The following is a 24460-nucleotide window of genomic DNA, read 5'->3' on the forward strand; positions in this document are numbered from 1 at the left end:
TCTCCGATCAGGATGCTTCTAGATAACGAGGTTACCGTCCCAGATCACGTTGCCGATTTCGAATTCGGCGTCGTAGAGGTTCGGGCGGCTGACCTCGAAGGTGAAGTGCAGGTTCGTCGTCGCCCCGACACCTAGCGGGCGGTCGAGCGGCACTTGCAGCGGCGGGGCGCCTTCGGGGAGTTCGGTCTCAAAGAGCGGGGCTTCCTCCTGGTCGCCGCCGAGGGCGTAGCGCAGGCTGGGCTCGCCGATCGCTTCCGGGTCCAGCGGTTCTTCGTTCTCGTTGGTCACCGCGACGGTGACGACGGTGCCGCCGTAGTTACCCGCGCGGGTTCCCTGGAAATGCCAGGTCACGCCCAAACCGGGGTCCTCGACGGGGCCGGTGATCTCCTCTGGGCGCACCGGGTCGATGTCCTCGGCCGCGGCGGTGGGGGTCTCGGAGGTGGTCACGCTCAGCTCGCCGCCCGGGGACACCTGGTCGACGGTATCGCCGTCGGCGCAGGCGACCAGCAGGCTCGTTGCCGTCAGTGCGCCGACGAGGGCGGCGGTTCTACGGGTGCGGACGTGCACTGTCATATGACCTTCCCGGGCGGAACTGGTTATGGGGGCTCGACTATCGTGCAAAGTCTAGCCTGCCCACACTGCCTAGTCATCAACGCCCAGTGGAACCGTCCACCGGCTTCAGCGGAGGATCATGAGTTCTCTCGTTTCCATCCTGCGCAGCGCCTCGGCGCTGTGGCCTTATTACCTCGGCATCTTCCTGTCCGCGGCGCTCGTCGCCGGTCTCGGTATGGTCTCGCCGTTCATCGTGCGCGAGGCCACCGACACCATCGTCGCAGCGGTCTCCGGCCAGGTGGCCACCGAGGCGGTCGTGCAGACAATCATCTGGCTGGCGATCGGGCTCTTGGTCGCGGACCTGCTGCACACGCTGGTACAAAACCTCGGCGGCTACATTGGCGATGTGATGGGTGCGCGGCTGCGCCAGATCCTGTCGACGCGCTACTACGCCCAGCTGTTGTCCGTGCCGCAGAAGTACTTCGACAACCAGGTCACGGGCACGATCATCGCCCGGCTGGACCGTTCGATCACCTCGGTCACCCAGTTTCTGCAGTCCTCGGCGAACACGTTTGTGCCGATGATCCTGCAGGTGGTGGCGATTCTCATCGTCACCACCTTCTACTACTGGCCGCTGACGCTGCTGTTGTGCCTGCTCTTTCCCGTCTACCTGTGGCTCACCGCGAAGACGTCCACGCGCTGGCAGGCGCACGAGGCGGAGAAGAATCGCCAGATCGATCTCGCCAACGGCCGTTTTTCGGAGACCGTCAGCCAGGCGAAGGTGGTCAAGTCCTTCGTCGCCGAGGCCCGCGAGCTCACCGACTTCGGCGAGCGTTATGCGCGCACAGTTCAGATCACCCGGCCGCAGTCCTCGTGGTGGCACCGGATGGATTCCGCCCGCGGCGCCGCGATGGCGATCATCTTCTTCGGCATCTACCTGGTGATCTTCTCGCGCACCCTGCAGGGGCATTTCACCATCGGCGATATGGTGATGCTCATCCAGCTGGTCCAGATGGCCAAGCAGCCGGTGTTCATGATGAGCTTCATGGTCGACGCCGCCCAGCGCGCCATCGCCGGCTCGCGGGATTACTTCCGCGTCATGGCGGAAGAGGCCGAAAAGACCGCGAACCCGGAGATCGTCGCCGCCACCGAAGCCTCCCAGGCCCCGCGCATCGAGCACGCTCACCCGCAGGCGCTGCGCCCGCTGCCGCAGAAGCCGGTCATCGAGCTCGATGACGTCACGTTCGCCTACGAAAAAGGCCACCCGGTGCTGCGCGAGGTGTCTTTTTCCGCCTCCGAGGGCGAGAAGATCGCGCTGGTCGGCGAGTCGGGTGGCGGCAAATCGACGATCGTGAACCTGCTGCTCGGGCTCTACCCGCTGTCCGAGGGCACCCTGCGACTGTGCGGGCGCGATGTCAGCGAGGTCGACGCGGCCACGCTGCGCGCCTCCGTCGGGGTGGTCTTCCAGGAGCCTTATCTCTTTTCGGGCACCGTGCGCGAGAACATCGCCTACGGGCGGCCCCAGGCCAGCGAGGAGGAGATCGTCGACGTCGCGAAGCGAGCCAACGCGCACCAGTTCATCATGGAGTTTCCCGCAGGCTATGACACCGTCATCGGCGAGCGGGGCCTGCGGTTATCCGGCGGGCAGAAGCAGCGCGTCTCGGTGGCTCGGGCGATGCTCAAGGACGCCCCGGTGCTGGTGCTCGACGAGGCGACCTCCGCGCTGGATACCAAGGCCGAGCGCGCGGTGCAGGCGGGCCTCGACGAGCTGATGAAGAATCGCACCACCTTGATCATCGCGCATCGCTTGTCGACGATCGCCGGCGTCGACACCATCGTGACCTTGCAGGGCGGGCGTGTCGACGAGATCGGCAGCCCGGATCAGCTCGCCGCGGCCGGCGGCATCTACGCCGAACTGCTGGCGCTGACGGCGTCGAGCTCCTCGGCGGATCGCGCCCGGCTGAAGCGCTTCGGTTTTCTCGCCGACGGGGAGGAACCGGAGCGCGGGTAGGGTGTGGGACATGGATTTCCCGACACTGAATCAGCTTAAGGAACGCTCCACCCGCAAGTGGACCACCTACGACGAGGACGTGATCCCGCTGTGGATCGCCGAGAGCGACTTCGCCACCGCCCCGCATGTGCTGGCCACGATCAAGGAGCGGGTCGAGAAGGAGTCCTTCGGCTACACCCCGTCGAACTCCCAGCTGCCGCAGGCGCTGTCGGACTTCTACGACCGGCGCTACGGCTACCGCCCGGATCCGGCGATGGTCGTGCCGATCCCCGATGTGGTCCGCGGCATGCTGCTGGCCATCCAGCACCTGACGCGCGAGGATTCGGCCGTGGTCGTGCCGGTGCCGATCTACCCGCCGTTTCTGCAGCTGCCGAAGGCAGCCGGGAGGCAGAAGATCGAGGTGGATTCCCGGGAGGGCATCGACCTCGCGGCCGTGGAGCGGGCTTTCGCCGACGGCGCCGGCTCCATCTTGCTGGCCAATCCCACCAACCCGCTGGGCGTGGTGTACTCGGAAGACTTCCTGTGCGAGCTCACCGAGCTGGCGGCGCGTTATGACGCGCGCGTCATCGTCGACGAGATCCACGCCCCGCTGGTCTACGAGGGCAGCCACACCGTCGCCGCCTCCGTCAGCGACACCGCCGCCCGGGTGTGCGTGACCGCCACCGCCATCTCCAAGGCCTGGAACGTGGCGGGACTGAAGTGCGGCCAGCTGATCTTTAGCAATGAGAAGGACAAGGAGGTCTGGGACTCGCTGACCGGCGTGACCAAGGACGGCACCGGCACCCTCGGTGTCTTCGCCGCCGAGGCGTGCTACCGCGACGACTCCTCCTTCCTCGACGACCAAGTGGCGTATCTGGCGCAGACGCGGACATGGCTCGTCGAGAAGCTCGAAGAGGCCGTGCCGGGCATTCGCTGCACCGTGCCGCAGGCCACCTACCTCATGTGGCTGGACTTTTCTGACACCGCGATCGGCGCGGAGCAGAAGCCGGCGCAGTGGCTGCGCGAGCACGCGCGGGTGGCGCTCAACGAGGGCGTGACCTTCGGCGCCTACGGGGCGCACCACGCCCGGTTGAACTTCGCCACCTCCCGCGAGATCCTCAGCGAGGCCGTCGACAGGATCGCCGCCGCGGTGCGCGACGCTGAGTAGTTTTCTCTACGCTGGGTGGCTATGAGCGAAGACCTCACCGACGTCAATCAGTCCACCCAGCTCCCGGTCGATCCGGGCAAGGAATCCCCGCGCCCGGTCACCGACGCGGAGGGCCACATCGTCGAGCGCGATGCCGAATCCTATGAGACCGCCGCTCCAGCTCCCGGCGATAATCCCTGGGAGCGCCCGGATCACCAGTGGTACAAGGACGCGGTGTTCTACGAGGTCTTGGTGCGCGCCTTCTACGACGCCGAGGGCTCCGGCTCCGGCTCTTTGAAGGGCGTGACCGAGAAGCTCGACTACCTGCAGTGGCTGGGCATCGACTGCCTCTGGCTGCCGCCTTTTTATGATTCCCCGCTCAAAGACGGCGGCTATGACATCCGCAACTACCGCGAGGTGCTGCCGGAGTTCGGTACGGTCGATGACTTCGTCGAGCTGGTCGACCACGCCCACCGCCGCGGCATCCGCGTGATCACCGATCTGGTGGTCAACCACACCTCCGATCAGCACCCCTGGTTCCAGGAGTCCCGCCACGACCCAGACGGGCCTTATGGCGACTACTACGTCTGGGGCGATGACCCGACCCGCTATTCCGAGGCGCGGATCATCTTCATCGACACCGAGGAGTCGAACTGGACCTTCGACCCGGTGCGCGGCGAGTACTACTGGCACCGGTTCTTCTCCCACCAGCCGGATCTCAACTTCGATAACCCGGCGGTCCAGGAGGACATGCTCGAGGTCATGCGCTTCTGGCTGGAGCTGGGCCTCGACGGTTTCCGCCTCGACGCGGTGCCCTACCTCTACGAGCGCGACGGCACCAACGGCGAGAACCTGCCGGAGACCCACGACTTCCTCAAGCGGATCCGCCAGGTCATCGACGAGGAGTACCCGGGCCGCGTGCTGCTCGCCGAGGCGAACCAGATGCCGAACGAGGTCGTCGACTACTTCGGCGACACCGAGGTCGGCGACGAGTGCCACATGGCCTTCCACTTCCCGGTGATGCCGCGCATCTTCATGGCGGTGCACCAGGGCGTGCGCACGCCGATCTCGGAGATCCTGCACGAGACCCCGAGCATCCCGAAGTCCGCGCAGTGGGGCATCTTTTTGCGCAACCACGACGAGCTGACCCTCGAGATGGTCACCGACGACGAGCGCGACTACATGTACCGCCACTACGCGAAGGACCCGCGGATGAAGGCGAACGTGGGCATCCGGCGCCGGCTGGCCCCGCTTCTCGACGGCGACCGCAACAAGCTCGAACTGCTCACCGGCCTGTTGCTCTCCCTGCCCGGCTCCCCGGTGCTCTACTACGGCGACGAGATCGGCATGGGCGACAACATCTGGCTGTCCGACCGGGACGGCGTGCGCACCCCGATGCAGTGGTCGAGCGACCGCAACGGCGGGTTCTCCAAGGCTGATCCGGAGCAGCTCTACTTGCCGGCGATCCAAAACGACCAGTACGGCTACCAGACCGTGAACGTCGAAAACCAAATGAAGCGGGAGAACACCCTGCTGAAATGGACGCGGGCGCACGTGCATGTGCGCAAGCAGTACCGGGCGTTCGGCCGCGGCAACTACCGCGAGCTCTACTCCAGAAACGACGCCGTGCTCGCCTTCCTGCGCGAGTACAAGGACGAGACGATCCTGTGCGTCAACAACCTCTCCGCCTCCCCGCAGGCGGTGCGCCTGGATCTCAGCGAGTTCGACGGCGTCACCCCGCGCGAGCTCACCGGCGGCCAGGAGTTCCCGACGATCGACGACACCCCGCAGACCTTCACCCTCGCCCCGCACGGCTTCTTCTGGTTCGACCTCAGCGGCATCGAGGAGGACGAGTAATGAGCCTGCAAGAAATGCTCAAAAACGCCCGTTTCTATGGCGCGAAGTCGGAGCCCATCGACGATATCGAGACCGTCGCCTCCGCCCCGGCCGTCGGCGGCACCCTAAAGATCGTCGCTGTCACCCACGGCGGGGTGCGCGATCTCTACCAGGTGCTCGTCGATGAGGACGGCCGCGATGTGCTTGGCGACGACGCCGTCGCCACCGAGTACGGCCAAGCGCTCGCCGCCGGGGTGCCCGCGGGGCTGGGGACCTTGCACGGCGATATCGGGATGATCGAGGACACCGACACCGGCTCGGCGTTGCAGGGCGAGCAGTCGAACACCTCGCTGGTCTTTCGCGACGCTGCCACCGGCGCCGGCACGATCATGGTGAAGGTCTTTCGCCGGCTGGAGCCGGGGCTCTCACCCGATGTGGAGTTGCTCAGCCAGATCCCGGAGTGCGAGAACATCGCCGCCGTGCGCGGCTGGGTGAGCCACCGGATCGGCGAGGAGGAATACACCTTGGCGATGGCGCAGGACTACGTCGCCGGCGGACGCGACGGCTTCGAGCGCGCGTTGAGCTTCGCCGCCGAGGGGCGCTCCTTTGCCGCCGAGGCCCGCCTTTTGGGTGCCGCGATGCGCACCGTGCACGACCACCTCGCCGAAGCCTTCGGCACGCATGCCGTCCCCGGCACCGAGATCACCTCCCGCCTGCGAGATAAGGCCGCAGAGCACCTGGGCCGCGTCGATAAGCTCGCCGACTACCGCGACGCCGTGCTGAGCCGCTATGACGCGCTGGCCGACGACGAGGTCACCGTCCAGCGCATCCACGGCGATCTGCATTTGGGTCAGGTGCTGCGTACGGCAGATCGCTTCGTGCTCATCGACTTCGAGGGCGAGCCGGCGCGACCGCTGGCTGAGCGGCGCCTGCCAGATTCCCCGCTGCGCGATGTCGCCGGAATGCTACGATCGCTGGATTATGCCGCGCACCTCCCCGGTGGCCACGTCGATGCGGCGCAGTGGGTGAAAGAATCCACCGCGGCGCTGCTCGAGGGCTACGGCATCTCCCCGTCCCCGCTGTTGGATGCATACCTGCTGGATAAAGCGCTGTACGAGGTGAATTACGAGCTCAACAACCGCCCGGACTGGGCCGGGATCCCCCTCGATGCGCTCGCCCGCATCATGGGGTGAGAAATAGCGTTTCGCCAGATGGGATGATCCGGGTAGTGTGATGTGAAACGACTCACGATCACTTGGAATGAGGAACTCCCATGGCCAACAACAGTAGGACGACGATCATCGTCGTCACTGCCCTGATGCTGTTTTCCATGTTCTTCGGGGCCGGTAACCTCATCTTCCCGCCCATGCTGGGCATCGGCGCCGGAGAGAACTTCTGGCCCGCCATCTTCGGATTCTTAGGTGCCGGCGTGCTGCTGCCGGTGATCGCGATCATCGCCATCGCCATGTCCGGCAACAGCGTGCGCGACCTAGCGAACCGCGCCGGCTGGATCTTCGGGCTGATCTTCCCGATCCTCGCGTACCTCTCCATCGGCGCGTTCTACGCCCTGCCGCGTACCGGCGCCGTCGCCTTCGAAACCGCCGCGACCCCACTGTTCGGCTGGGACTCGATGCTCGCCTCGGGGCTTTTTAACTTCGCCTTCTTCGGCGTGGCCCTGGCGCTGTCCTGGCGCCCGTCGACGATCTCCTCGACGCTGGGTAAGTTCCTCACCCCGATCCTGGTTCTGCTGCTCGTCCTCTTGATCGCGTTTTCGGTGATGAACTTCGAGACCATCGAGCGCAGCCCCTCGGAGGACTTCGTCGAGGCCCCGATGGCCACCGGCCTGCTCGAGGGTTACCTCACCATGGACGCGATCGCCGCGCTGGCGTTCGGTATCGTCGTCATCTCCTCGCTGCGCTACCAGGGCGTCAAGGAGGGCCGCCCGCTGGTCACCGGCACCATCGCCGCCGGCATCGGTGCCGGTATCCTGCTCGCCCTGATCTACGTGGGCCTGGGTGTTATCGGCCAGCGCCTGCCGGGCGGCGAGCAGTTCGACAACGGCGCCAACGTGCTGTCCGAGGCCGCCAACCAGACCTTGGGCCAGCCCGGCCAGGTGGTCTTCGCCCTCATCGTGTTGCTGGCGTGCCTGACCACCGCCGTCGGCCTGATCACCGCGACCTCCGAGTTCTTCGAGTCCCTGCTGCCCGGTGTGCGCTACCACATCTGGGCGGTGATCTTCGCCCTCATGTCTTTCTCTATGGCCACCATGGGCCTGGATACGGTGCTCGCCGTCGCCGCCCCGGTCATCAGCTTCATCTACCCGCCGGCGATCACCCTGATGTTCATCGCGCTCGTCGAGCCCGCCTTCCGGGGCCGCCCGCACTTCTACTGGACCTACCGTCTGCCGATCTGGGTCGCCGTCATCTGGTCTGCGCTGACCAGCCTGCACTCGCTGGGCTGGGGCGCCAGCATCATCGAGCCGCTGATCTCCTGGGCGCCGATGCAGGCACTCTCGCTGGGCTGGGTCCTGCCGGTGATCGTCACGGTGGTGATCGCGTTCGTGCTGGATGTCGTGCAGAAAGACCGGGCCCCGGCAGAGCGCGCTAGGGTGGAGGCATAAAACCTAAAAACCTTTAAGGAAACCGAAGGAGATACTGTTGACCCGTCGCGTTCCGCTCTCGCTCATCGACTTCTGCACGATCTACCAGGATGAGTCCCCCGGTGAATCCATGCAGCGCTCCGTCGAACTTGCGCGCAAGGCGGAGGGGCTGGGGTTCTCCCGGATCTGGTACGCCGAGCACCACAACATGCGCCATATCGCCTCGTCGGTGCCGGCGGTCCTCATCGCGCACGTCGCCGCGCACACCGAGAAGATTCGCCTCGGCGCCGGTGGCGTGATGCTGCCGAACCACGCGCCGTACACCGTGGCGGAGCAGTTCGGCACCCTCGCCGAGCTGCACCCGGGCCGCATCGACTTAGGCTTGGGCCGTGCCCCGGGCACGGACATGAACACCCTGGGTCGGGCGCTGCGCCGCAGCCCGGATGCCGCCGAGCACTTCCCCGACGACATCGTCGAGCTGCGCGGCTACCTCTCCGGCCACTCGCGTATCCCCGGCGTGCGCGCCGTTCCCGGCGAGGGCACCAACGTCCCGCTCTACGTGCTGGGCTCGTCCATGTACGGCGCCTCCCTGGCCGCCCAGCTGGGTATCCCCTACGCCTTCGCCTCGCACTTCGCGCCGACGCGCCTCAAGCAGGCCACCACGCACTACCGGGAGAACTTCACTCCCTCAGAGATCCTCTCCGAGCCCTATGTCGTCGCCGCGGTCAACGTGGTCGCCGACGAGAGCGAGGAGGCCGCAGCCAAGCAGCGCGAGAAGGTCGAACGCGAGCGCGTGCGCAAGATGATCACCCGCTCTGGGTCCTCGGTGACCGAGGAGCAGCTCGACTCGCTCGTGGCCTCCCCGCAGGGCCGGCAGATGATCGACATGCTGCGCTACACCGCCACCGGCACCGGCGAGCAGGTCGCCGACTACCTCGAGGAGTTCAGCGAGACGGCAAAGGCCGACGAGCTGATGATCTCCCTGCAGGGCCCGACCTACGACCACACCCTCAAGGCGATGGACATCCTCGCCGAGGCGTGGGGCCTGGATCCGAACGACACCGCTGGTGCTCCCGGGGACTGGGCGCGTAACCTGTAGGCTCTCAGGCGTTATATTGCCCGAACGCGATATAGCGCCCTGACATCAGGAACAAAAGAATCGGAGTGCCACCTTATGCAGCAAGGCCAGCCTGCGCAGCAACACGAAGTGATCGCTGCCCACCTCCACGGGCAGATCCACGACGGCACGCTCGAACCTGGCTCCCTGCTGCCCTCGGAGGCTGAGCTGTGCCGCCAATTCGACTCCTCCCGCGGCCCGGTACGACAAGCCTTGGCGACGCTGCGCTCCGAAGGGCTCATCACCTCTGGGAGGGGCCGGCGCTCCCGGGTGCTGGACTCGCCGGGCACGGAGTCTTTCGAGTCGATCATCTCGGCGACGACGTGGCTGCGCCAGACGGGGCTGACTCCCGGCGCGCGCACCCAGTACGTCACCGAGCATTCCGCCACCGGCGAGGTCGCCGAACAGCTGGAGCTCGACGACGGCGAGCCCATCGTCACCATCCGCCGCGTACGCACCGCCAACGAGGTGCCCTTCCTCATCGAGCAGCAACACTTCCGCATGGAGGCCGGCCGCCACCTGCTCGATCTCGATACCGACGCCCACTCCGTGCACGAGGAGCTGAAGCGTCAGGGCATTAGCTTCCACACGGTCTCGCGCACGCTGACCGCCCTCACCCCGAGTGAGGAGGAGGCGCGCCTGCTCGAGAGCGATATCAGCGAGCCGCTGTTGCGGCTGAGCATGCGCTGTTTCACCTCCGCGGGCGTGCCCATGGAATATGCCGACTACCGCTACCGCGCCGACAACGTCTCGATGGGCATGAACAGCTCTTCGTGCACGCCTTCTCCCCTGTGGGTCGCGGTCAATGTTTAAGCGCCTAGTTCTCACCGGCGCTATCATGCTGACCGGCCTGCTGACTGCCTGCACCGCCGGGCATACCGCCACCCAGGTGGGTCGCGTCGCCAACGCCGACATCGTCGTCGCCACCACCAACCCCGCGACCTCGCTGGACTTCACCACCACCGGCGGCGCCGGCATCCCGGCAGCTTTGATGTCGAATGTCTACGAAACCCTCGTGGTCATCGACGACGACGGTGAAATCCAGCCGCATCTGGCCACGCACTGGGATATCGACGACGCCGGCACCCGCTACACCTTCTACCTGCGCGACGACGTGCACTTCTCCAACGGCGAGGAGTTCACCGCGCAGACCGCCGCGGCATCGATAGACAACGTGCTGAACAACTGGACGAATGGGTTGGCCTCCCAGATGGAGGTGGTGGACGAGGCGCGGGTGGTCGATAAGCACACCCTCGAGGTGGACCTGCAGCGCCCGTCGCAGCACTGGCTGTGGTCGATGGCCACCCTCACCGGGGCGATGATGACGCCGAGCGCCATGGACTCGCTCGCCGGAAAGGCCATCGGCACCGGCCCCTATACCGTCGAGCGTTTCGTGCCCGGCGAGTCCATCTCTTTTGCCGCCCGCCCGGATTATTGGGGCAAGCCGGCGGATCATGACGCCGCCATCCGCTACTACCCCGACGCGATGAGCTCGGTCAACGCCCTGCGCACCGGCGATACTGACGTGGTCTATGGCATGCAGGCCCCGGAGCTGCTCGACACTCTGGATGAGCGTTATGGCATCGAGGTCGGCACCACGAACGGCGAGGTGTTGCTCTCGCTGAATAACGACGCCGCGCCTTTCGACGACCCGCGGGTGCGCCGCGCCGTGGCGCATGCGATCAACCGTGAGCATGTCTCCGAGGTCGTCTGGGAGGGCCTGGCCGCCGACACCGGCGGGGCTCCGGTCGCCCCGATAGATCCGTGGTTCACGGGCAAGGACTACGCTCCTTATGACCCGGAGCTGGCCCGCGAGCTTCTGCGCGAGGCCGGCTATGACGACGACCATCGCCCGCAGGTGTTGTTCAAGGTGCCCTCGCAGACCTATACCGAAAACCTCTCCGAACTGGTGTACTCCCAGCTCGAGGAGGTGGGCTTTGACGTCGAGTTGGAGTCGATCGAGTTCCCGGCGCTGTGGCTCAACGAGGTCATGGGGGCGGCCGATTATCAGATGTCGGCGATCGCGCACGTCGAACCCCGCGATATTCCCACCTTGTTCGGTGACCCGGAGGCCTACCTGCGCTATGACTCGCCTGAGGTGCGTGAGCTTCTGCGCCGGGCCGATACCGCCGCCGGCCCGGAGGAGCAGGCCGCGCTCATGGAAGAGGCCGTCTCGCAGATCATGGCTGAGACCGGATCGCTGACCGTGGCGAACATGCCGAACATCGTGCTCACCGCCCCCGGCATCGAGGGCGTGAAGGCCACCTCGGCGACCGACGTCGTCGAGCTCTCACCGCTTAGCCGGGAGGACGCATGAGCTTTCCTCGCATCGTGGCCCGCTACGTGATCGGGTTGTTGGTCGCCTCGGTGGCGATCTTCGTGATCATGCGTCTCATCCCGGGAGACCCCGCGCGCATCGCCCTAGGCACCACGGCCACCGACGCCGCCGTCGCGGAGCTCTCGCATCTCCTAGGCACCGACCGCCCGCTGATCGAGCAGTACTTCTCGTGGATCGGTGGGTTATTGACCGGCGATTTCGGCTACTCGCTGGTCTCGCGCGCCCCAGTCACCGAGCTGATCATCGACCGCGCGCAGGTCTCCCTCATCCTGTGTCTCAGCGCCATGGTGTTAGCGCTGTTCATCGCCGTGCCGCTGGGGGTGATCGCGGCGGTGCGTCGGGGCCGCTGGCCGGCGGTCGTCATCGCGCTGGTCACCCAGGCCGGTATCGCGGTGCCGAGTTTCCTCGTGGGCATCCTCTTGATCGCCGTGCTATCGGTGCACCTCGGCTGGATGCCCGCCAGTGGCTGGGTGCCGCCGGGGGCGGACTTCGGCGCTTTCCTCGCTCGCTTGGTCATGCCGGTGATCGCGCTGAGCCTCGTGCAGGCGGCGATTTTGACCCGCTATGTGCGCACGGCGGTGCTCGACGTCATCGGCGCCGACCACCTGCGCACCGCCCGGGCGCTCGGGAAATCGCCGATGCGTGTGCTCCTCGTCCACGGGCTGCGCTCGGCGGCGTTGCCGGTGCTCACGGTCACCGGCGTGCAGCTGAGCACGCTGATTGTCGGCGCGGTGGTCATCGAGCAGGTGTTCGTCATCCCCGGGCTGGGCACGATGCTTCTCGACGGCGTGGCCAACCGTGACATCCCCGTCGTGCAGACGATCGTCATGCTCTTAGTGGCGTTCACCCTGACGGTGAACCTGCTCATCGACCTCAGCCAGAAAGTCCTCGATCCCCGACTGCGCAGGAAGGTAGCATGAAACTTCCCGTGACCGGCCGTATCGGCCTTATCCTCGTCGTCGGCGTGATCCTATGCGCCGTGCTCTCCGTCTTCTGGACGCCTTTCGACCCCCTCCAGGCGCATCCCGCCGACCGCCTCCAGGGCCCGGGCGAGGGCTATTTGCTGGGCACGGACCGCTACGGCCGCGACCTGCTGTCGCGCCTGTTGGCAGGCGCACAGATCACCCTGTTCGTCGGTGCGGTCGCCGTCGTGATCTCCGGGGTGATCGGCACGGCCATCGGTCTGATCGCCGGTATGCGCCGCGGGTGGGCCGAGCGGCTGATCATGCGCGGCAACGATATCCTGCTCGCCTTCCCCGCCCTGCTCATGGCGATCATCGCCACGGCGGTGTTCGGCGCCTCGACGCTGACGGCCATGATCGCGATCGGCATCGCGGGCATCCCCGCCTTCGCCCGCGTGGTCCACGCCGGCACGCTGCGCGTCATGACGCAAGACTTCATCGACGCCGCCCGCCTCTCGCGGGTTCCCGGCCCGATCATCGCCCTGCGCCACGTGGTGCCGAACCTCGCGGGCCTGCTCATCGTGCAGGTCACCGTCGCTTTCCCGATGGCCGTGCTCGCCGAGGCCGGGCTGTCCTTCCTCGGGCTCGGCACCCCGCCGCCCGATCCCTCGTGGGGGCGGATGCTCCAGGCCTCCCAGGCCTACCTCGCCTCCGCGCCGCAGCTGGCGATCTACCCGGCGCTCGCCATCGCCATCACGGTGCTCGGTTTCAACCTGTTGGGCGACGGCCTGCGCGATGTCTTCGATCCCCGCACCGCCCGGAGGTCGCGTCGTGCTTAATGTCTCTGACCTGCGAATCTCCACCCGCGACGAAGAACTCGTGCGCGGCATCAGCTTCCAGCTTGAAGCCGGCGAGCGCCTGGGCATCATCGGCGAATCCGGCTCCGGCAAGACGCTGACGGCCCTGGCGCTGATGGGGCTTCTCGACGACCACCTGCACGCCTCCGGCACCATCACCTTCGACGGCACCGACCTGCAGGGCCTGAGCGATCGCCGCCTGCGCCGCATCCGCGGGAAGCACATCGCCATGATCTTCCAGGAACCGATGACGGCGCTCGATCCACTCATGCGCATCGGCCGCCAGATCGCTGAGGCCGCGGGCCGCTCGCGTGTCGATGAGCTCCTTAACGCCGTCCAGCTGCCCCCGGAGCTGGCGTCTCGCTACCCGCTTGAGCTCTCCGGTGGCCAGCGTCAGCGCGTGCTCATCGCGATGGCGATCGCCGGGGATCCCGACCTGCTCATCTGCGACGAGCCGACCACCGCCTTAGACGTCGACGTCCAGGACCAGATCCTAAGCCTGCTGGAAACGCTGGCGGATTCCCGGAAGATGGCGCTGCTGTTTGTCACCCACGACCTCGCGGTGATCTCGCGGATGTGCCCCGAGGTCGTGGTCATGCGTGACGGCGAGATCGTCGAGCGCGGGGCGACCAGAGAGGTGCTCTCGGCGCCGGCGCATGACTACACTGCGCGGCTCGTGGAGTCCTCGCAGCCGGGCCCGGCGGCGGTGGCGCGCCCGGTGGGTGAGCCGGTCGTCGAGATCTCGCAGCTCAAGCGCACCTACCGCGGGGTCCCGGCCGTCGACGGGGTGGATCTGCAGGTTCGTCGCGGCGAGAGGCTGGGCCTCGTCGGCGGATCGGGCTCGGGGAAAACGACGCTGCTTAGGCTCATCGCGGGTCTCGACGACCCCACCGACGGCACCGTGAACGTGCGCGGCGGGGTGCAGATGGTTTTCCAGGACCCCTACTCCTCCCTGAATCCGCGGCTGAGCATCGAGCGTTCGATCGCAGAGGCCTGCGACGGCGACCGCGACTGGGTCCGCGAAGTCATCACCGCCGTCGGCGGAACGCCCGACTGGCTGCAGCGCTTCCCTCACGAGTTCTCCGGCGGGCAGCGCCAGCGCATCTCGATCGCCCGCGCACTGGCCGCCCGGCCCGAGATTTTGCTTGCCGACGAGCCCGTTTCCGCCCTCGACGTCTCCGTGCGCGCCCAGGTGCTCGACGCGCTCAACGCGCTCGTCGACGACTACGGGCTCACCCTCATCTTCGTCACCCACGACCTCTCGGTGGTGCGCGAGGTGTGCCCGGAGATCGCTGTCATGCACGATGGCCAGCTGGTCGAACGCGGAGAGACCGCCGACGTGCTCGACCACCCGCAGCACGACTACACGCGTCGCCTGCGGGATGGAGTGTTGACGTTGTAGGGCTGTGGGGTGTTTTACGCACGTGCGTAAAGCAGGAGCGGCCGGCTTGAAGCTCCTAGTGGTCTTGCACCGCAGACGGAGTCGACTACGTACTGGAAGGCCTCCGCGCCGATCGCTTCGCCCAACTAGACTCTCGGTTTGAAGATGAAGCCGACACCCCATGCCCGAGATCCAGACACGCATAGGACAACATCATGAACTCCGAGGAACCTGTGCTGAGACTTGCGCGCCCCCTGGTGCTCGCACCGATGGCCGGAGGACCGTCAACACCGCGACTAGCCGCCGCCGTCGCAGAGACCGGCGCACTTCCGTTCCTGGCAGCCGGGTACTTGACCCCCGGCAAGCTCCGGGAGGACATCGAGGACTTCGAGAGCCGGACCTCGGCGCCCTTCGGCGTGAATCTCTTCACCCCGGACCCGAGCGGCCAGGACTGCGATCTCGACACCTATCAACGCTACCGGGACAAGGTCCTCGACGCTGCCAATGCCGACGAGGCACTGTTGCCGGAGGAACCGGTCTGGTCCGATGACGCCTTCGATGACAAGCTCGAGGTCGTCCTCGCCTCAACCGCGCGCTTCGTGTCCTTCACCTTCGGTCATCCCTCGCCATCGGTGATCGAGCGTATCCACGAGGCCGGAAAGCTCGTCGTGCTCTACGCGACGAGCCGCCCGGGCATCGACGCCATCGCAGCATCGCAAGCCGACGTGATCGGTATCCAGGGTCCGGAGGCTGGTGGCCACCGGGCCACTGTCGCTGGAATCGACGATGACTCCAACGAGTCGCTCGTCACGCTGATCGAGCACGCCTTGACTGTTTCCGATAACCCCGTGTTCGCCGGTGGCGGTGTTGCCACCGCTGCCGATGTACTTGCCCTGCTGCGCGCCGGAGCGACCGCCGTCCAGGTCGGCACCCTGTTCCTCGATGCCGACGAGGCAGGAACCAAAAAGACCCACCGTAGGGCACTTCATGAGCTCACCGACCGGAACACGGTTATCACGACGGCCTTCACCGGGCGACCAGCGCGTGCGATCGCGAACCGGTTCACCGACTCCCTGTCCGAGATCGCCCCGGGCTTCTACCCGCAGCTGCACTTCCTCACGTCCGCTCTGCGCAAGGACGCCGACGAGCACAACGATGCCGAGAACCTCAATCTCTGGGCCGGAACCGGCTTCACTCACGTGAACGCACAACCCGCCGCCAGCATCGTGCGCGGGCTTCTCCCATACACACCACCCGTGGAAGAGGTCGCCGCGGCCAAGGGTGGTTCCCGGCGGTAGTGCGTCGCGGTCGTTGACGCTGGACCGCGTGGGTTGGCTGTCATCGAGCGTCTCGTGTCCCTGGCCGCGGCCACCGGCAGGTAGTTCGATGTCGGCTGGTACGACGACACTGCGTTCGGGGCCGGACGGGTGTGGAGCCCGTACCAGACGACCGCGCTGCTGATGAACACTGTGTGCTCCCAGCTGTCCGCTTTTCCCGATACTTCGGCCGGGTTCGGGGAGGACTACGTGCACGGCCCGGCGTTCTATGACTGGCTCCAGACATCCGAGGCCGCGCACTGGCTCAAGGATGACCCTGTCCTCCAAGCCGAACGGGCCGATGTCGAGCCGAACACCTACACCTCCTGTGCCCTCTACGGTGCCTACCTGACCTGGTCCGCCGACCGTATTGTCAGCACTGCCGGACCAAACCTGCGGATCCGGCGTATCTCGTAGAGGGTGACCGCTCTTGAGCGCGACCGGGAGATCCGCCGGATCTCTACCAGCGACGACGCCCAGCGGGACTATGACTACGTCGCGCTCGCTGTGGGGCACTTGAAGGCCCGGCCAACTTCGAGGGAGAACCGGTGGTTGATGACGGCGGAGGACGCGAACTCCATCGCCCATACGATGCTCACAGGCGACAGCGACAACCCAGCGGCAACTCACCACGAAGGAAGCTAGCCATGACCACCGCAGAACGACCCGACGCCGACGCGATCCGGCGACAGGTGCTCGGCAACAACTACGTCAACACGAGCCTGAAAGGCTGGGCTCCTGCTGAGCCGGTGCTCGAACTGCTCGAGAACACTCCGTCGGGGTCCTCTGGCCCCGCGACGAGCTGACTCTGCGCGAACGAAGACTGATCACTGTGAGCATCCTCGCCGCTCTCGACCGCACACGCGAGTTGCGCACGCATATCCGCGGCGCCCGCCGCAACGGCTGCATGTTCGAAGAGATCGTCGAGGCGATCCTGCACGCCGGGGTCTACTCCGGTATGCCCGCCGCTGTCGCAGGCGCGAAAGTCGCCCAAGCGATCGCGCAGGAAAAGCAACAAGAAGCGGGACCCGACGATGCGACCGCGCGCGACTAACTTCGACGCGGGGAACGAATCTCACGTCATGGTCAACGGTCGCGCACGTGCTCACGGCACAGGTGACCGCTGTTCGATCTCTCGGAACGGCGGGGTTCGTTACGCATGTGCGTAATGAACCTGAGACTCGGGGGTTATCCCACACGCTGACCGCAGCCCCAGCCCTGCTACCGGATTACGCACGTGCGTAATGACCGAAGGTCCGGCCCCGGGAGGCCCTTGGGGTTAGTCCGCGTTGATGGTATCCGAATCATCGAAACTCAATGCCCCATCCTCCAACACCTCCACCACGGTCGGCACCTCCACCGGCTCATCCAAACACGACGCCTCCCCCAGCTGTTTCATCGGCAAACGACGCGCCTTCGAGGCATACACCTCACCCGTGCGATACCGAAACAACCACACACCAGAGCTTGCAGGCACAAGCTCCAACAACCCCGCCGTCACCAACGCGTGACAAAAACCACACAACGGTGCCATATTATCCGGTTTCGTCTTCCCATCCATCGACCACGGATGCACATGATGAAACTCCATAAACTGCGTATGGCGACACCCCGGAGCCGCACACTGCATCCCCCAGCGCACCAAAATCGCCAACGCCTGCGCATCGGAGACAAACCTGCGTTTCGTCGTCATCATCAACGGCACACCCTGGGTATCTAAGAAATGATCCCGCAACTCACCATTAATGACCTCCGCACTCAACGCCTTTTCACTAGGAACCGGAAGACCCGGCAAAATAGACTGCCCATCCTCGGTCTGAATCAAATGCACCTGAGTACCCGGGGCTCGACGCTTATTCACCGGCGAGGAGCGGGCAATATTGATTAACCCCAAAAGTGCGGGCAACAACTGCGAGGCACTCGTCCTGCCATACCCACTGACCGACGCTACCCGCCTTGTCTCTGAATCACCGTCACCATCAGCGCCGGCACCATCAGCGTCAACACCATCAGCGTCAGCGTCACCGGTGGCAGCACCAGAGGCCTCGCCCTTCTCACCGGCATCGTCGATGACCTCGGCAACCGGAACGGATTCTGCCCCGTCTTCGGCGGCGAGGGCTTCAGCTTCTGCTTTCGCTAACTCTTCACCCAAGCGTTCATCGTCGCTGAAGACTTCGGGGTCGATGTCATCGAGGTCGACGAGGTTGGCGAGTTCCCCGATTTTCAACGCCGCCATGAACTTCGCCCCCAACATCGGATCCAGATCACCGGAGAACCGGATACGCCCGTTGTGTTTATCAACCCATATCTTAAACGTATTTTTCCTAGGGGCATCGTTGTTCCGGTTGTCTCTTCGGGTCATGAGGATGCGTTCGAGTTCCCGGTAGGAATACTCCTCCGCCAACAAGAGCAACTCGATTTCGTTGTCTTTGTTCAAATAGCTGCTTAACAGGCGGACGGTGGAGTAGGTGATTTTGCCGTCTTCGAAGGATTTCGCCACATACGCGAACTCCAACAACAAGCGTGCGACTCTTAAGTAGTCGTAGGCGGTAGTCGGTGCGATATCAAGGGCACGTGTCATCCAGTCCGCGGTAGTCGGTGCCCCGGCTAGACGGGCAAGTTCGCGGGCATCAAAGACGGCGAGTGCGAGGAGGAATTGGGCTTTGTGGTGTTGCATCATGGCGTAGGCGGTGGTGATGCGGTCGAGGAGTTCGTCGTTGGTGAGGTTGGTGTGGTCGTCCATGAATAACCCCCGGTATTAGTTCATGTGTTCGATGTGGTTTGTACACTAGAATATGGGGTGGACACTGACCCCCGACGGGGGTAAAAGCCGGGGGTGGGAACGCCGGTAGAAAGGCTACTAGCAGTGTAAATACACTAGCCGTTCACGTGGATCCTCAACGTCCCGCGCTCGCACACAAGCCTCGAGGAGGCACCTTTAGGCCAGCGCAGTGCTCCTGAACACTTTCGAAAATGTAATCGGCACCCCGCATGTTGGTTCGGGGTAGGTGATAGCGGGTGTCCGTGTGGTGGGTGCTAGGGTTCCGGCTACCTGGTAGCACCCCTAACCCCTTCGCATCTCTGATGCGGAGATCCCAGGGTTCGGTGTTTCCTGTGTCGGCCATATGGAAGGGAATTCTTCTTCTTGGGTACACAGAGGCTCCGGCGATACGCCTGATTTCACGGTGTGTGACCCCGCGAAGTTTTTCTTACCGGAATGTGCCTGCTGGAGTGTTTCTCGCACCGAGGCGGTCAGCCGGAAAAGAATTGCCGGATCGCCGTCTTGGCCTACTGAGCTAGGTGAAGAAACACCATCTACGCGTCTATGCCGCGGCATAGTGCGGATGAGTGGTTTTACGCACGTGCGTAATCCGGATCCAATGGATCCCGGAGAACTCATAGGTTCGGTTATGAGAGCGTCCGATAGTTTGTGTGCGGGGGGTGGTTTACAGGTAGTCCGCGAATCGGTCTGGGTATGCCACAGCTAGTTGGTTGATGGCTTGTTTCCAGCCATTGGCCTTCGCTCCTTGAACATACCCGTTGCACTCAACGGCACGCTTGGCTTGCTTCGCGCGTTTGGCAACGCGTTAGTCTTCGATGGTGCACATCATCAACCAAAGCGTCTTCAGTGCTGCTGTATCGTTCGGGAACTGGCCCCGGTTTCGGGTAGCTTTACGCAGCTCAGCATTGAGTGACTCGATTGAATTCGTGGTGTATATCACCTTGCGCGCCGCTGGCGGGAACTGCAGAAACCCCACGAACCGTTCCCACGCATCACGCCAGATATTCACCGACTGCGGGTACTTCTGGCCAAGCTCAGAGGTTTCGAACGCATCTAAGCTGGCACGGGCGGTATCTTCGTTTACGGCCGTCTAGATCGCACGTAGCGCACTGGAGACGGGTTTTCGGTCCTGATAGGACACCCACCTATTCGCCGCCCGGATCAGGTGCACGATGCAGGTTTGTACCATCGAATGTGGCCAGGTTGCCTCCACAAGCTTCCGGTAGACCTTTAAGACCATCACAGCAGACGATGAAGACATCCTGGACGCCACGGTTGGCCAGATCTGCGCACACAGATGCCCAAAAGGCGGCACCTTCATTATCAGCAATCCACAAGCCCAGGATGTGCTTGATACCGTCTATGTCGATGCCCACCGCCATGTAGCACGCCTTGTTGACTACACGGTGGCCATCGCGGATCTTCACGCGTAGCGCATCAAAAAAGATTACTGGGTAGAACTCGTCGAGTTGACGGTTCTGCCAGATCATCACCTCGTCTAAGACTGCATCGGTAATCGTGCTGATCGTATCCGGGCTCATATCCACCCCCAGGGTGGAGCCAAGATGGTGCTGAATATCACGCACTGTCATCCCACCGGCGTACAGCGAGATGATCATGTCATCGAGCTCTGTCAGCCGGCGTGAGCCCTTGGGCACCATCTGGGCAGTAAACGTGCCGGAACGATCCCTGGGCACGATCCCTTCCAACGCGCCGTGCCCAGAATTGACGGTCTTGGTCTACGACCCGTTGCGGTGGTTACTACCCTGTGTTGGTTCAACCTGGGCCTTCATCGTCCGGTCGGAATGACCGTAGCCCAAATGGGCATCCATTTCCGCCTGCAAAACCAGCGTTAATCGATGCCTGCAACAGGGCTTTGACCAGGTCGCTGGCGTTATCGGTGGACGTCGACAACTCGCCAATCAGCTTGGCGAGCTCAGGATTTTCCATCAGCTTCTCGCTGATCTCGTTGACCTTGTCCTGGTCATGGTTTTTCTTCGTTGTCACCGTTGTCATTATCGGTGAAACTCCTTCTGGATCAGAGCCTCACACACAAATTTCCTGACACCCTCTCGGTTATCGGAGTCGCTCGGTCCTTCGACCCAACTGGGCCACCGCAACGACCCCGCAAGCAGAACAGTCCCAGATTCCCTATGCCGCCGCACAGTGCGGACCGGGATTTTTACGCACGTGCGTAATCGGAAATCTATGAATCCCGGGGCACTCATAGGTATACGAGCCACATTGTCACCTGAGGCCTCTACTTTTTACGCACGTGCGTAAAACAGGGTCGAACTCCCTCACCCTTCACCTTCACAAGGCCATCGCAACGACCCCCACAACCAGAACAGCCCTAGGCTCACTCTGCCGACACAAAGTACGGGCTGAAAGCTTTACGCACGTGTGTAATCGAAAATCAATGGAATCCGAAAAACTCATAGGCATGCGGGACACACCTTCGCCGTGCGGCGAGCACGGGCGCCACCGCACTCAGGGTGTGCTGAGGGGTGGGAATCTGCTGCACCCCGAGGCTGGGACGAGGCAGCCGGGTCCGGACGGCTGCTACTAAGCACCCGAAAATTACCCGGAAACCGCCGAAACCGTCTTGCCGGAGAAGCGCTACCCACAAACCGCATCCGGCAAGCGGTCCGCCTTTTCGACCCGGAAACGCCGCCCGGGGCCGAAGAGGAGGTCCACGCGCTCGCTTTCTTCCGCCCCGAGCTCCGCGAGCTGGCGGCGGATGGGGCCGAGGAGGACGTGGTCGTCGAAAAGCGTGAGTACCTGTCGGGTGCGCCCGCCCGTATCGAGTGAGGTCGATTGCCTGTAGGAGAGTTGGAAGACGTTGCCGAGTGCCATGGGCAGGTGGAGGGCGGCGCCGTCGAGAAGCTCTGTGGTCACCGTAACCGGCACCAGCCAGCTGCTGCCGCGGCGCTTTAGGGCCTTATCGGGAAACCAGGTTTCAGGGTCAGGATCGACGCGGGTGACATGCCCGTCGACGATGCGGAAGTCGCAGGTGGAGGCGATAAAACGGACGGCGGGAGAGGGGAACTCGGAGGTGTCAATAAGTGTTTGGATATCCGTCTCCCCTGCCTCACAGGAGGCGGCGAGGTAGTCGGCGATCGTGCCCGACACCGTCAGCTCCGGTAGATGCGGGGCAGAAGGTCGGGATCGGGCAGGTGTTCTTCCGGGACCTCGAATTGGCCGGCGAGCTCGGCCCAGAATGCGGCCTCTGCTGCGTCGGTGAACAGTGATTCGCGATGATCATGCCCAGCCATGACGGTCACTCTACTCTTCGCGGCCGAAGCGCGCTCACCGAAGTGGCCGTAAGCTGTGAGATATGACTGATGCCGAGAACAACAAGCTAACCATCACTGATCATGGCGCGACTCTGCTGAGCGCCGAGCACCCAAGCGGCGACCTCTTATTCGTCTCCTCGGCGGCCACGAACGTCACCGGCAAGGCCATCCGCGGCGGTGTCCCGATCATTTTTCCGGGCTTTGCCACGCTGCTCGGCGAGCCAAAGCACGGGTGGGCGCGAACGAGCGACTGGGAGATCGAGAAGGTTGCCGACGGCTTCCGTGCCTCCCTGGAAAACGACGGGCTGGTGCTCGGCCTCGATGCGATTCTCGTCGACAATGAGCTGAAAATGCGGCTGACCGCCGAAAACGCTCGGCCGGATTCGGCTCGGGTGCAGATCGGTTTCCACCCGTATTTCGCGGTGACGGACATTGTGGACGTCACGGTCGAGGGCTTAGGCGGCGCGACCGCGATCGACCGGAACACCGACGAAGAGTCCGAGACCGAAGATAAGTTCACCATCTCTGGTGAGCACGACAAGATCTACCAGACCACCGAGGCGGTGACGGTCACTGATTCCCAGCGCCGCCTGACGGTGCGCGCCGAGGGCCATGACTCCGTAGTCGTGTGGAACCCGGGCGAAAAGCTCGCCGACTCCTTCGCCGATCTGAACCCCAAGGAGTGGGCGAAGTTCATCTGCGTGGAGCCGGCGCTGCTGGGGCCGAGCCTCGAGGGGATCATGCTGTCCCCGGGCGAGATCAACACCCTCGAGATGACGGTCAGCGCGGAAGAGCTCTAAGCGTTCAGGCCGTTCTTCTTCACGGTGATCGACCAGCCGGCGGCTTCCTTCTGGTTGAACTCGGTCACCGAGTGCCCGGCGTCGGCCGCCCACTGCGGGATCGCCTCCGTGCCCTGGGTGCAGTCGAAGTCGATGACCATCTCGTCGCCATCATCCAGCGTGGCGATAGCATCCTTCGCCTCGACCGTCGGGAACGGGCAGACCATGCCCATGGCATCGAGGTGGTAGCGGTGATCACCGAGCGGGGTGAGCTTGTCGGCCGCCTTCGGCTTCGTAGCGACGGACACCAACCCCGTGGCCACCGAGAAGTTATGAGTGCCATCTAAGACCTTGTCTTCAGCCGAGACCGGGGCATGCGTGCCGATGGACTCGTGCGTGGAGTAGCCCTCGCCGGTGGTCGCGGTCTTAGCGGGCTTGATCCACAGCTTCGCGCCCACGCCGATACCCAGCGCAATCATGCCGAGCGCCACCCAGCCCTTGATGCTGAACATCGAGGTCTCGACCATGCCGTTACCCACGGTGCAGCCGCCGGCCAGGCTGGCGCCGACACCCATGAGCAGGCCGCCAGCGACGGAACGCTTCGTCGTGGTCGCATCCGGCACGCGCACGCGAAACTCGCCAGAGGCCTTCGCGGCGATGAACGAGCCGATGAGCAGGCCGATAACCAGCATGGTGCCCCAGTTCAGGTGCTGGGCATCGGCGGTGACGGGATAGGTGACGACGTCGGCGGTCGGCGTCGTGATGCCCAAACCATAGTTACGGCCGGTCGCGGCGGACAGCGGCCAGGCGATCACACCGAGCAGGCCGATGAGCGCACCGGCGGTGTACATGTGCAGCGGCTTTTTGTACCAGGGCTGATCCAGCCTCGCCTTCGCCTGCCCGGCGTCCTTGGCCAAAAAGTGGCGCACCATCAGGATGGTGAAGGCGCCGAAAGCGATCACGAAGACCCAGGGGCTCACGTTCAGTAGGGCCGGGATGGTGGTCAATCCGGTATCCCAGGACTTCATCCAGGCGTCGAAGTCGGCGAGGATGCCGTATTTCATCGCCGCCGCCGACAAGCCGTACATAATCAGCGCGATCCAGGAGCCGACCAGGCCTTCGCCCGAGCGATACCACGTGCCCGAGGCACAGCCACCGGCCAAAATGATGCCGAGACCGAACATAAAACCGCCGATGATGACGGCCGCCGGGGCGAACGTCGAATCCTCCGGCGCGATCACGCCGCCGGCGGTGAGCGCGGCGATGCCGACCGCGTGCACGGCGATGACGATAAACAGTGCGGTGAGGTTGCGCCAGGCGCCGTTGAGCCAGATGTCGCGGATCATGCTGGTCACGCAGAAGCGGCCCCGTTGCATGACCGCGCCCAGCACGGCGCCGAGCCCTAGTCCAGTAAGAATCATGAGTGGTATTCCCTTTCTCGCGTAGGAGGACTGACTCTAGACCGTAAAAACAGATCTGTCCAGCGCGCATAGACCGACCTGTCCGCCCGTTGGGTAGCTTTAGTTGAAAGCGGGAGTACAATGGCCCCTTTGTCGTCGTCACCTTAA

The 24460-nt window shown here is 64.3% G+C and carries 21 protein-coding genes and 2 pseudogenes; 17 read left to right on the forward strand and 6 right to left on the reverse strand.

The window, feature by feature from the left end; all coding sequences use genetic code 11:
- Positions 1-18 precede the first annotated feature (18 nt).
- A complete protein-coding gene (locus C3B44_RS08710; protein WP_108432029.1) occupies positions 19-573 on the reverse strand; it encodes a hypothetical protein in 555 nt (184 codons plus the stop codon).
- A 118-nt stretch (positions 574-691) separates the two neighbouring features.
- Here C3B44_RS08710 and C3B44_RS08715 point away from each other — a divergent pair, with 118 nt between their 5' ends.
- The 16 genes and pseudogenes from C3B44_RS08715 to C3B44_RS11805 all read left to right on the forward strand — a co-directional run bounded on the left by C3B44_RS08715 (position 692) and on the right by C3B44_RS11805 (position 17089).
- A complete protein-coding gene (locus tag C3B44_RS08715; RefSeq protein ID WP_108432030.1) occupies positions 692-2563 on the forward strand; it encodes an ABC transporter ATP-binding protein in 1872 nt (623 codons plus the stop codon).
- A gap of 10 nt (positions 2564-2573) precedes the next feature.
- Positions 2574-3710 carry a MalY/PatB family protein gene (locus tag C3B44_RS08720; protein ID WP_108432626.1) on the forward strand — a complete coding sequence of 379 codons (1137 nt, stop codon included), beginning with the start codon at positions 2574-2576 and terminating at the stop codon, positions 3708-3710.
- Positions 3711-3731: 21 nt separating this feature from the next.
- Entirely contained in the window at positions 3732-5546 is a 1815-nt protein-coding gene (gene treS, locus C3B44_RS08725; RefSeq protein WP_108432031.1) for a maltose alpha-D-glucosyltransferase, read from the forward strand.
- Positions 5546-6718, forward strand: coding sequence for a hypothetical protein (locus C3B44_RS08730; RefSeq protein ID WP_108432032.1), 1173 nt, complete (start codon positions 5546-5548; stop codon positions 6716-6718). The genes treS and C3B44_RS08730 overlap by 1 nt, the downstream gene beginning before the upstream one ends.
- Before the next feature lie 80 nt (positions 6719-6798).
- Positions 6799-8145, forward strand: coding sequence for a branched-chain amino acid transport system II carrier protein (gene brnQ, locus C3B44_RS08735; protein WP_108432033.1), 1347 nt, complete (start codon positions 6799-6801; stop codon positions 8143-8145).
- 37 nt (positions 8146-8182) lie between these two features.
- Entirely contained in the window at positions 8183-9223 is a 1041-nt protein-coding gene (locus C3B44_RS08740; RefSeq protein ID WP_108432034.1) for an LLM class flavin-dependent oxidoreductase, read from the forward strand.
- A 75-nt stretch (positions 9224-9298) separates the two neighbouring features.
- Entirely contained in the window at positions 9299-10054 is a 756-nt protein-coding gene (locus tag C3B44_RS08745; protein ID WP_108432035.1) for a GntR family transcriptional regulator, read from the forward strand.
- Positions 10047-11558, forward strand: coding sequence for an ABC transporter substrate-binding protein (locus C3B44_RS08750; protein WP_235840504.1), 1512 nt, complete (start codon positions 10047-10049; stop codon positions 11556-11558). Before C3B44_RS08745 ends, C3B44_RS08750 begins: the two co-directional genes overlap by 8 nt.
- Positions 11555-12499, forward strand: coding sequence for an ABC transporter permease (locus tag C3B44_RS08755; protein ID WP_108432036.1), 945 nt, complete (start codon positions 11555-11557; stop codon positions 12497-12499). The genes C3B44_RS08750 and C3B44_RS08755 overlap by 4 nt, the downstream gene beginning before the upstream one ends.
- Entirely contained in the window at positions 12496-13320 is an 825-nt protein-coding gene (locus C3B44_RS08760; RefSeq protein ID WP_108432037.1) for an ABC transporter permease, read from the forward strand. The genes C3B44_RS08755 and C3B44_RS08760 overlap by 4 nt, the downstream gene beginning before the upstream one ends.
- Positions 13313-14740, forward strand: a complete 1428-nt coding sequence (locus C3B44_RS08765) for an ATP-binding cassette domain-containing protein (RefSeq protein WP_235840505.1) — start codon at positions 13313-13315, stop codon at positions 14738-14740. The genes C3B44_RS08760 and C3B44_RS08765 overlap by 8 nt, the downstream gene beginning before the upstream one ends.
- Positions 14741-14934: 194 nt before the next feature.
- Positions 14935-16017, forward strand: a complete 1083-nt coding sequence (locus C3B44_RS08770) for an NAD(P)H-dependent flavin oxidoreductase (RefSeq protein ID WP_108432039.1) — start codon at positions 14935-14937, stop codon at positions 16015-16017.
- Between the two features lie 102 nt (positions 16018-16119).
- Positions 16120-16452 (forward strand): annotated as a pseudogene (locus C3B44_RS08775) (FAD/NAD(P)-binding protein); the annotation flags it as partial.
- A gap of 3 nt (positions 16453-16455) precedes the next feature.
- Positions 16456-16680 (forward strand): hypothetical protein, encoded by a 225-nt coding sequence (locus C3B44_RS08780; protein ID WP_108432041.1) that lies wholly within the window; start codon positions 16456-16458, stop codon positions 16678-16680.
- Positions 16681-16682: 2 nt separating this feature from the next.
- On the forward strand, positions 16683-16841 hold the full coding sequence (locus C3B44_RS11800; protein ID WP_199222465.1) for a hypothetical protein: 159 nt from the start codon (positions 16683-16685) through the stop codon (positions 16839-16841).
- A 17-nt stretch (positions 16842-16858) separates the two neighbouring features.
- Positions 16859-17089 (forward strand): carboxymuconolactone decarboxylase family protein, encoded by a 231-nt coding sequence (locus C3B44_RS11805; protein WP_412841961.1) that lies wholly within the window; start codon positions 16859-16861, stop codon positions 17087-17089.
- 225 nt (positions 17090-17314) lie between these two features.
- Here the strand turns inward: C3B44_RS11805 and C3B44_RS08790 are convergent, their stop codons facing one another.
- From C3B44_RS08790 to C3B44_RS11685, 4 genes and pseudogenes are all read right to left on the reverse strand, one after another.
- Complete coding sequence (locus tag C3B44_RS08790) at positions 17315-18778, reverse strand: HNH endonuclease signature motif containing protein (RefSeq protein ID WP_108432042.1); 1464 nt, start codon at positions 18776-18778, stop codon at positions 17315-17317.
- 703 nt (positions 18779-19481) lie between these two features.
- Positions 19482-20833: pseudogene (locus C3B44_RS08795) on the reverse strand (IS256 family transposase).
- A gap of 603 nt (positions 20834-21436) precedes the next feature.
- Positions 21437-21949, reverse strand: a complete 513-nt coding sequence (locus C3B44_RS08800) for a hypothetical protein (protein WP_108432043.1) — start codon at positions 21947-21949, stop codon at positions 21437-21439.
- Positions 21950-21951: 2 nt separating this feature from the next.
- A complete protein-coding gene (locus C3B44_RS11685; RefSeq protein ID WP_158268621.1) occupies positions 21952-22092 on the reverse strand; it encodes a hypothetical protein in 141 nt (46 codons plus the stop codon).
- A gap of 62 nt (positions 22093-22154) precedes the next feature.
- Here C3B44_RS11685 and C3B44_RS08805 point away from each other — a divergent pair, with 62 nt between their 5' ends.
- Complete coding sequence (locus tag C3B44_RS08805) at positions 22155-22913, forward strand: aldose epimerase family protein (protein ID WP_108432044.1); 759 nt, start codon at positions 22155-22157, stop codon at positions 22911-22913.
- On the opposite strand, the gene C3B44_RS08810 is transcribed toward C3B44_RS08805, so the two are convergent.
- Positions 22910-24313 carry a YeeE/YedE thiosulfate transporter family protein gene (locus C3B44_RS08810; protein WP_108432045.1) on the reverse strand — a complete coding sequence of 468 codons (1404 nt, stop codon included), beginning with the start codon at positions 24311-24313 and terminating at the stop codon, positions 22910-22912. The two genes, C3B44_RS08805 and C3B44_RS08810, sit on opposite strands and share 4 nt — an antisense overlap.
- Positions 24314-24460: the final 147 nt, after the last annotated feature.

Origin of the sequence: Corynebacterium yudongzhengii, from assembly GCF_003065405.1 — a bacterium.
Lineage (GTDB): Bacteria > Actinomycetota > Actinomycetes > Mycobacteriales > Mycobacteriaceae > Corynebacterium > Corynebacterium yudongzhengii.

Coding starts and splice junctions, on each gene's coding strand:
- C3B44_RS08770 (WP_108432039.1), top strand. CDS start 14,935: ATGAACTCCGAGGAACCTGTGCTGAGACTTGCGCGCCCCCTGGTGCTC.
- C3B44_RS08760 (WP_108432037.1), top strand. CDS start 12,496: ATGAAACTTCCCGTGACCGGCCGTATCGGCCTTATCCTCGTCGTCGGC.
- brnQ (WP_108432033.1), top strand. CDS start 6,799: ATGGCCAACAACAGTAGGACGACGATCATCGTCGTCACTGCCCTGATG.
- C3B44_RS11800 (WP_199222465.1), top strand. CDS start 16,683: ATGACCACCGCAGAACGACCCGACGCCGACGCGATCCGGCGACAGGTG.
- C3B44_RS08755 (WP_108432036.1), top strand. CDS start 11,555: ATGAGCTTTCCTCGCATCGTGGCCCGCTACGTGATCGGGTTGTTGGTC.
- C3B44_RS08805 (WP_108432044.1), top strand. CDS start 22,155: ATGACTGATGCCGAGAACAACAAGCTAACCATCACTGATCATGGCGCG.
- C3B44_RS08720 (WP_108432626.1), top strand. CDS start 2,574: ATGGATTTCCCGACACTGAATCAGCTTAAGGAACGCTCCACCCGCAAG.
- C3B44_RS08810 (WP_108432045.1), bottom strand. CDS start 24,313: ATGATTCTTACTGGACTAGGGCTCGGCGCCGTGCTGGGCGCGGTCATG.
- C3B44_RS08710 (WP_108432029.1), bottom strand. CDS start 573: ATGACAGTGCACGTCCGCACCCGTAGAACCGCCGCCCTCGTCGGCGCA.
- C3B44_RS11685 (WP_158268621.1), bottom strand. CDS start 22,092: ATGGCTGGGCATGATCATCGCGAATCACTGTTCACCGACGCAGCAGAG.
- treS (WP_108432031.1), top strand. CDS start 3,732: ATGAGCGAAGACCTCACCGACGTCAATCAGTCCACCCAGCTCCCGGTC.
- C3B44_RS08790 (WP_108432042.1), bottom strand. CDS start 18,778: ATGGACGACCACACCAACCTCACCAACGACGAACTCCTCGACCGCATC.
- C3B44_RS08730 (WP_108432032.1), top strand. CDS start 5,546: ATGAGCCTGCAAGAAATGCTCAAAAACGCCCGTTTCTATGGCGCGAAG.
- C3B44_RS08715 (WP_108432030.1), top strand. CDS start 692: ATGAGTTCTCTCGTTTCCATCCTGCGCAGCGCCTCGGCGCTGTGGCCT.
- C3B44_RS08745 (WP_108432035.1), top strand. CDS start 9,299: ATGCAGCAAGGCCAGCCTGCGCAGCAACACGAAGTGATCGCTGCCCAC.
- C3B44_RS08750 (WP_235840504.1), top strand. CDS start 10,047: ATGTTTAAGCGCCTAGTTCTCACCGGCGCTATCATGCTGACCGGCCTG.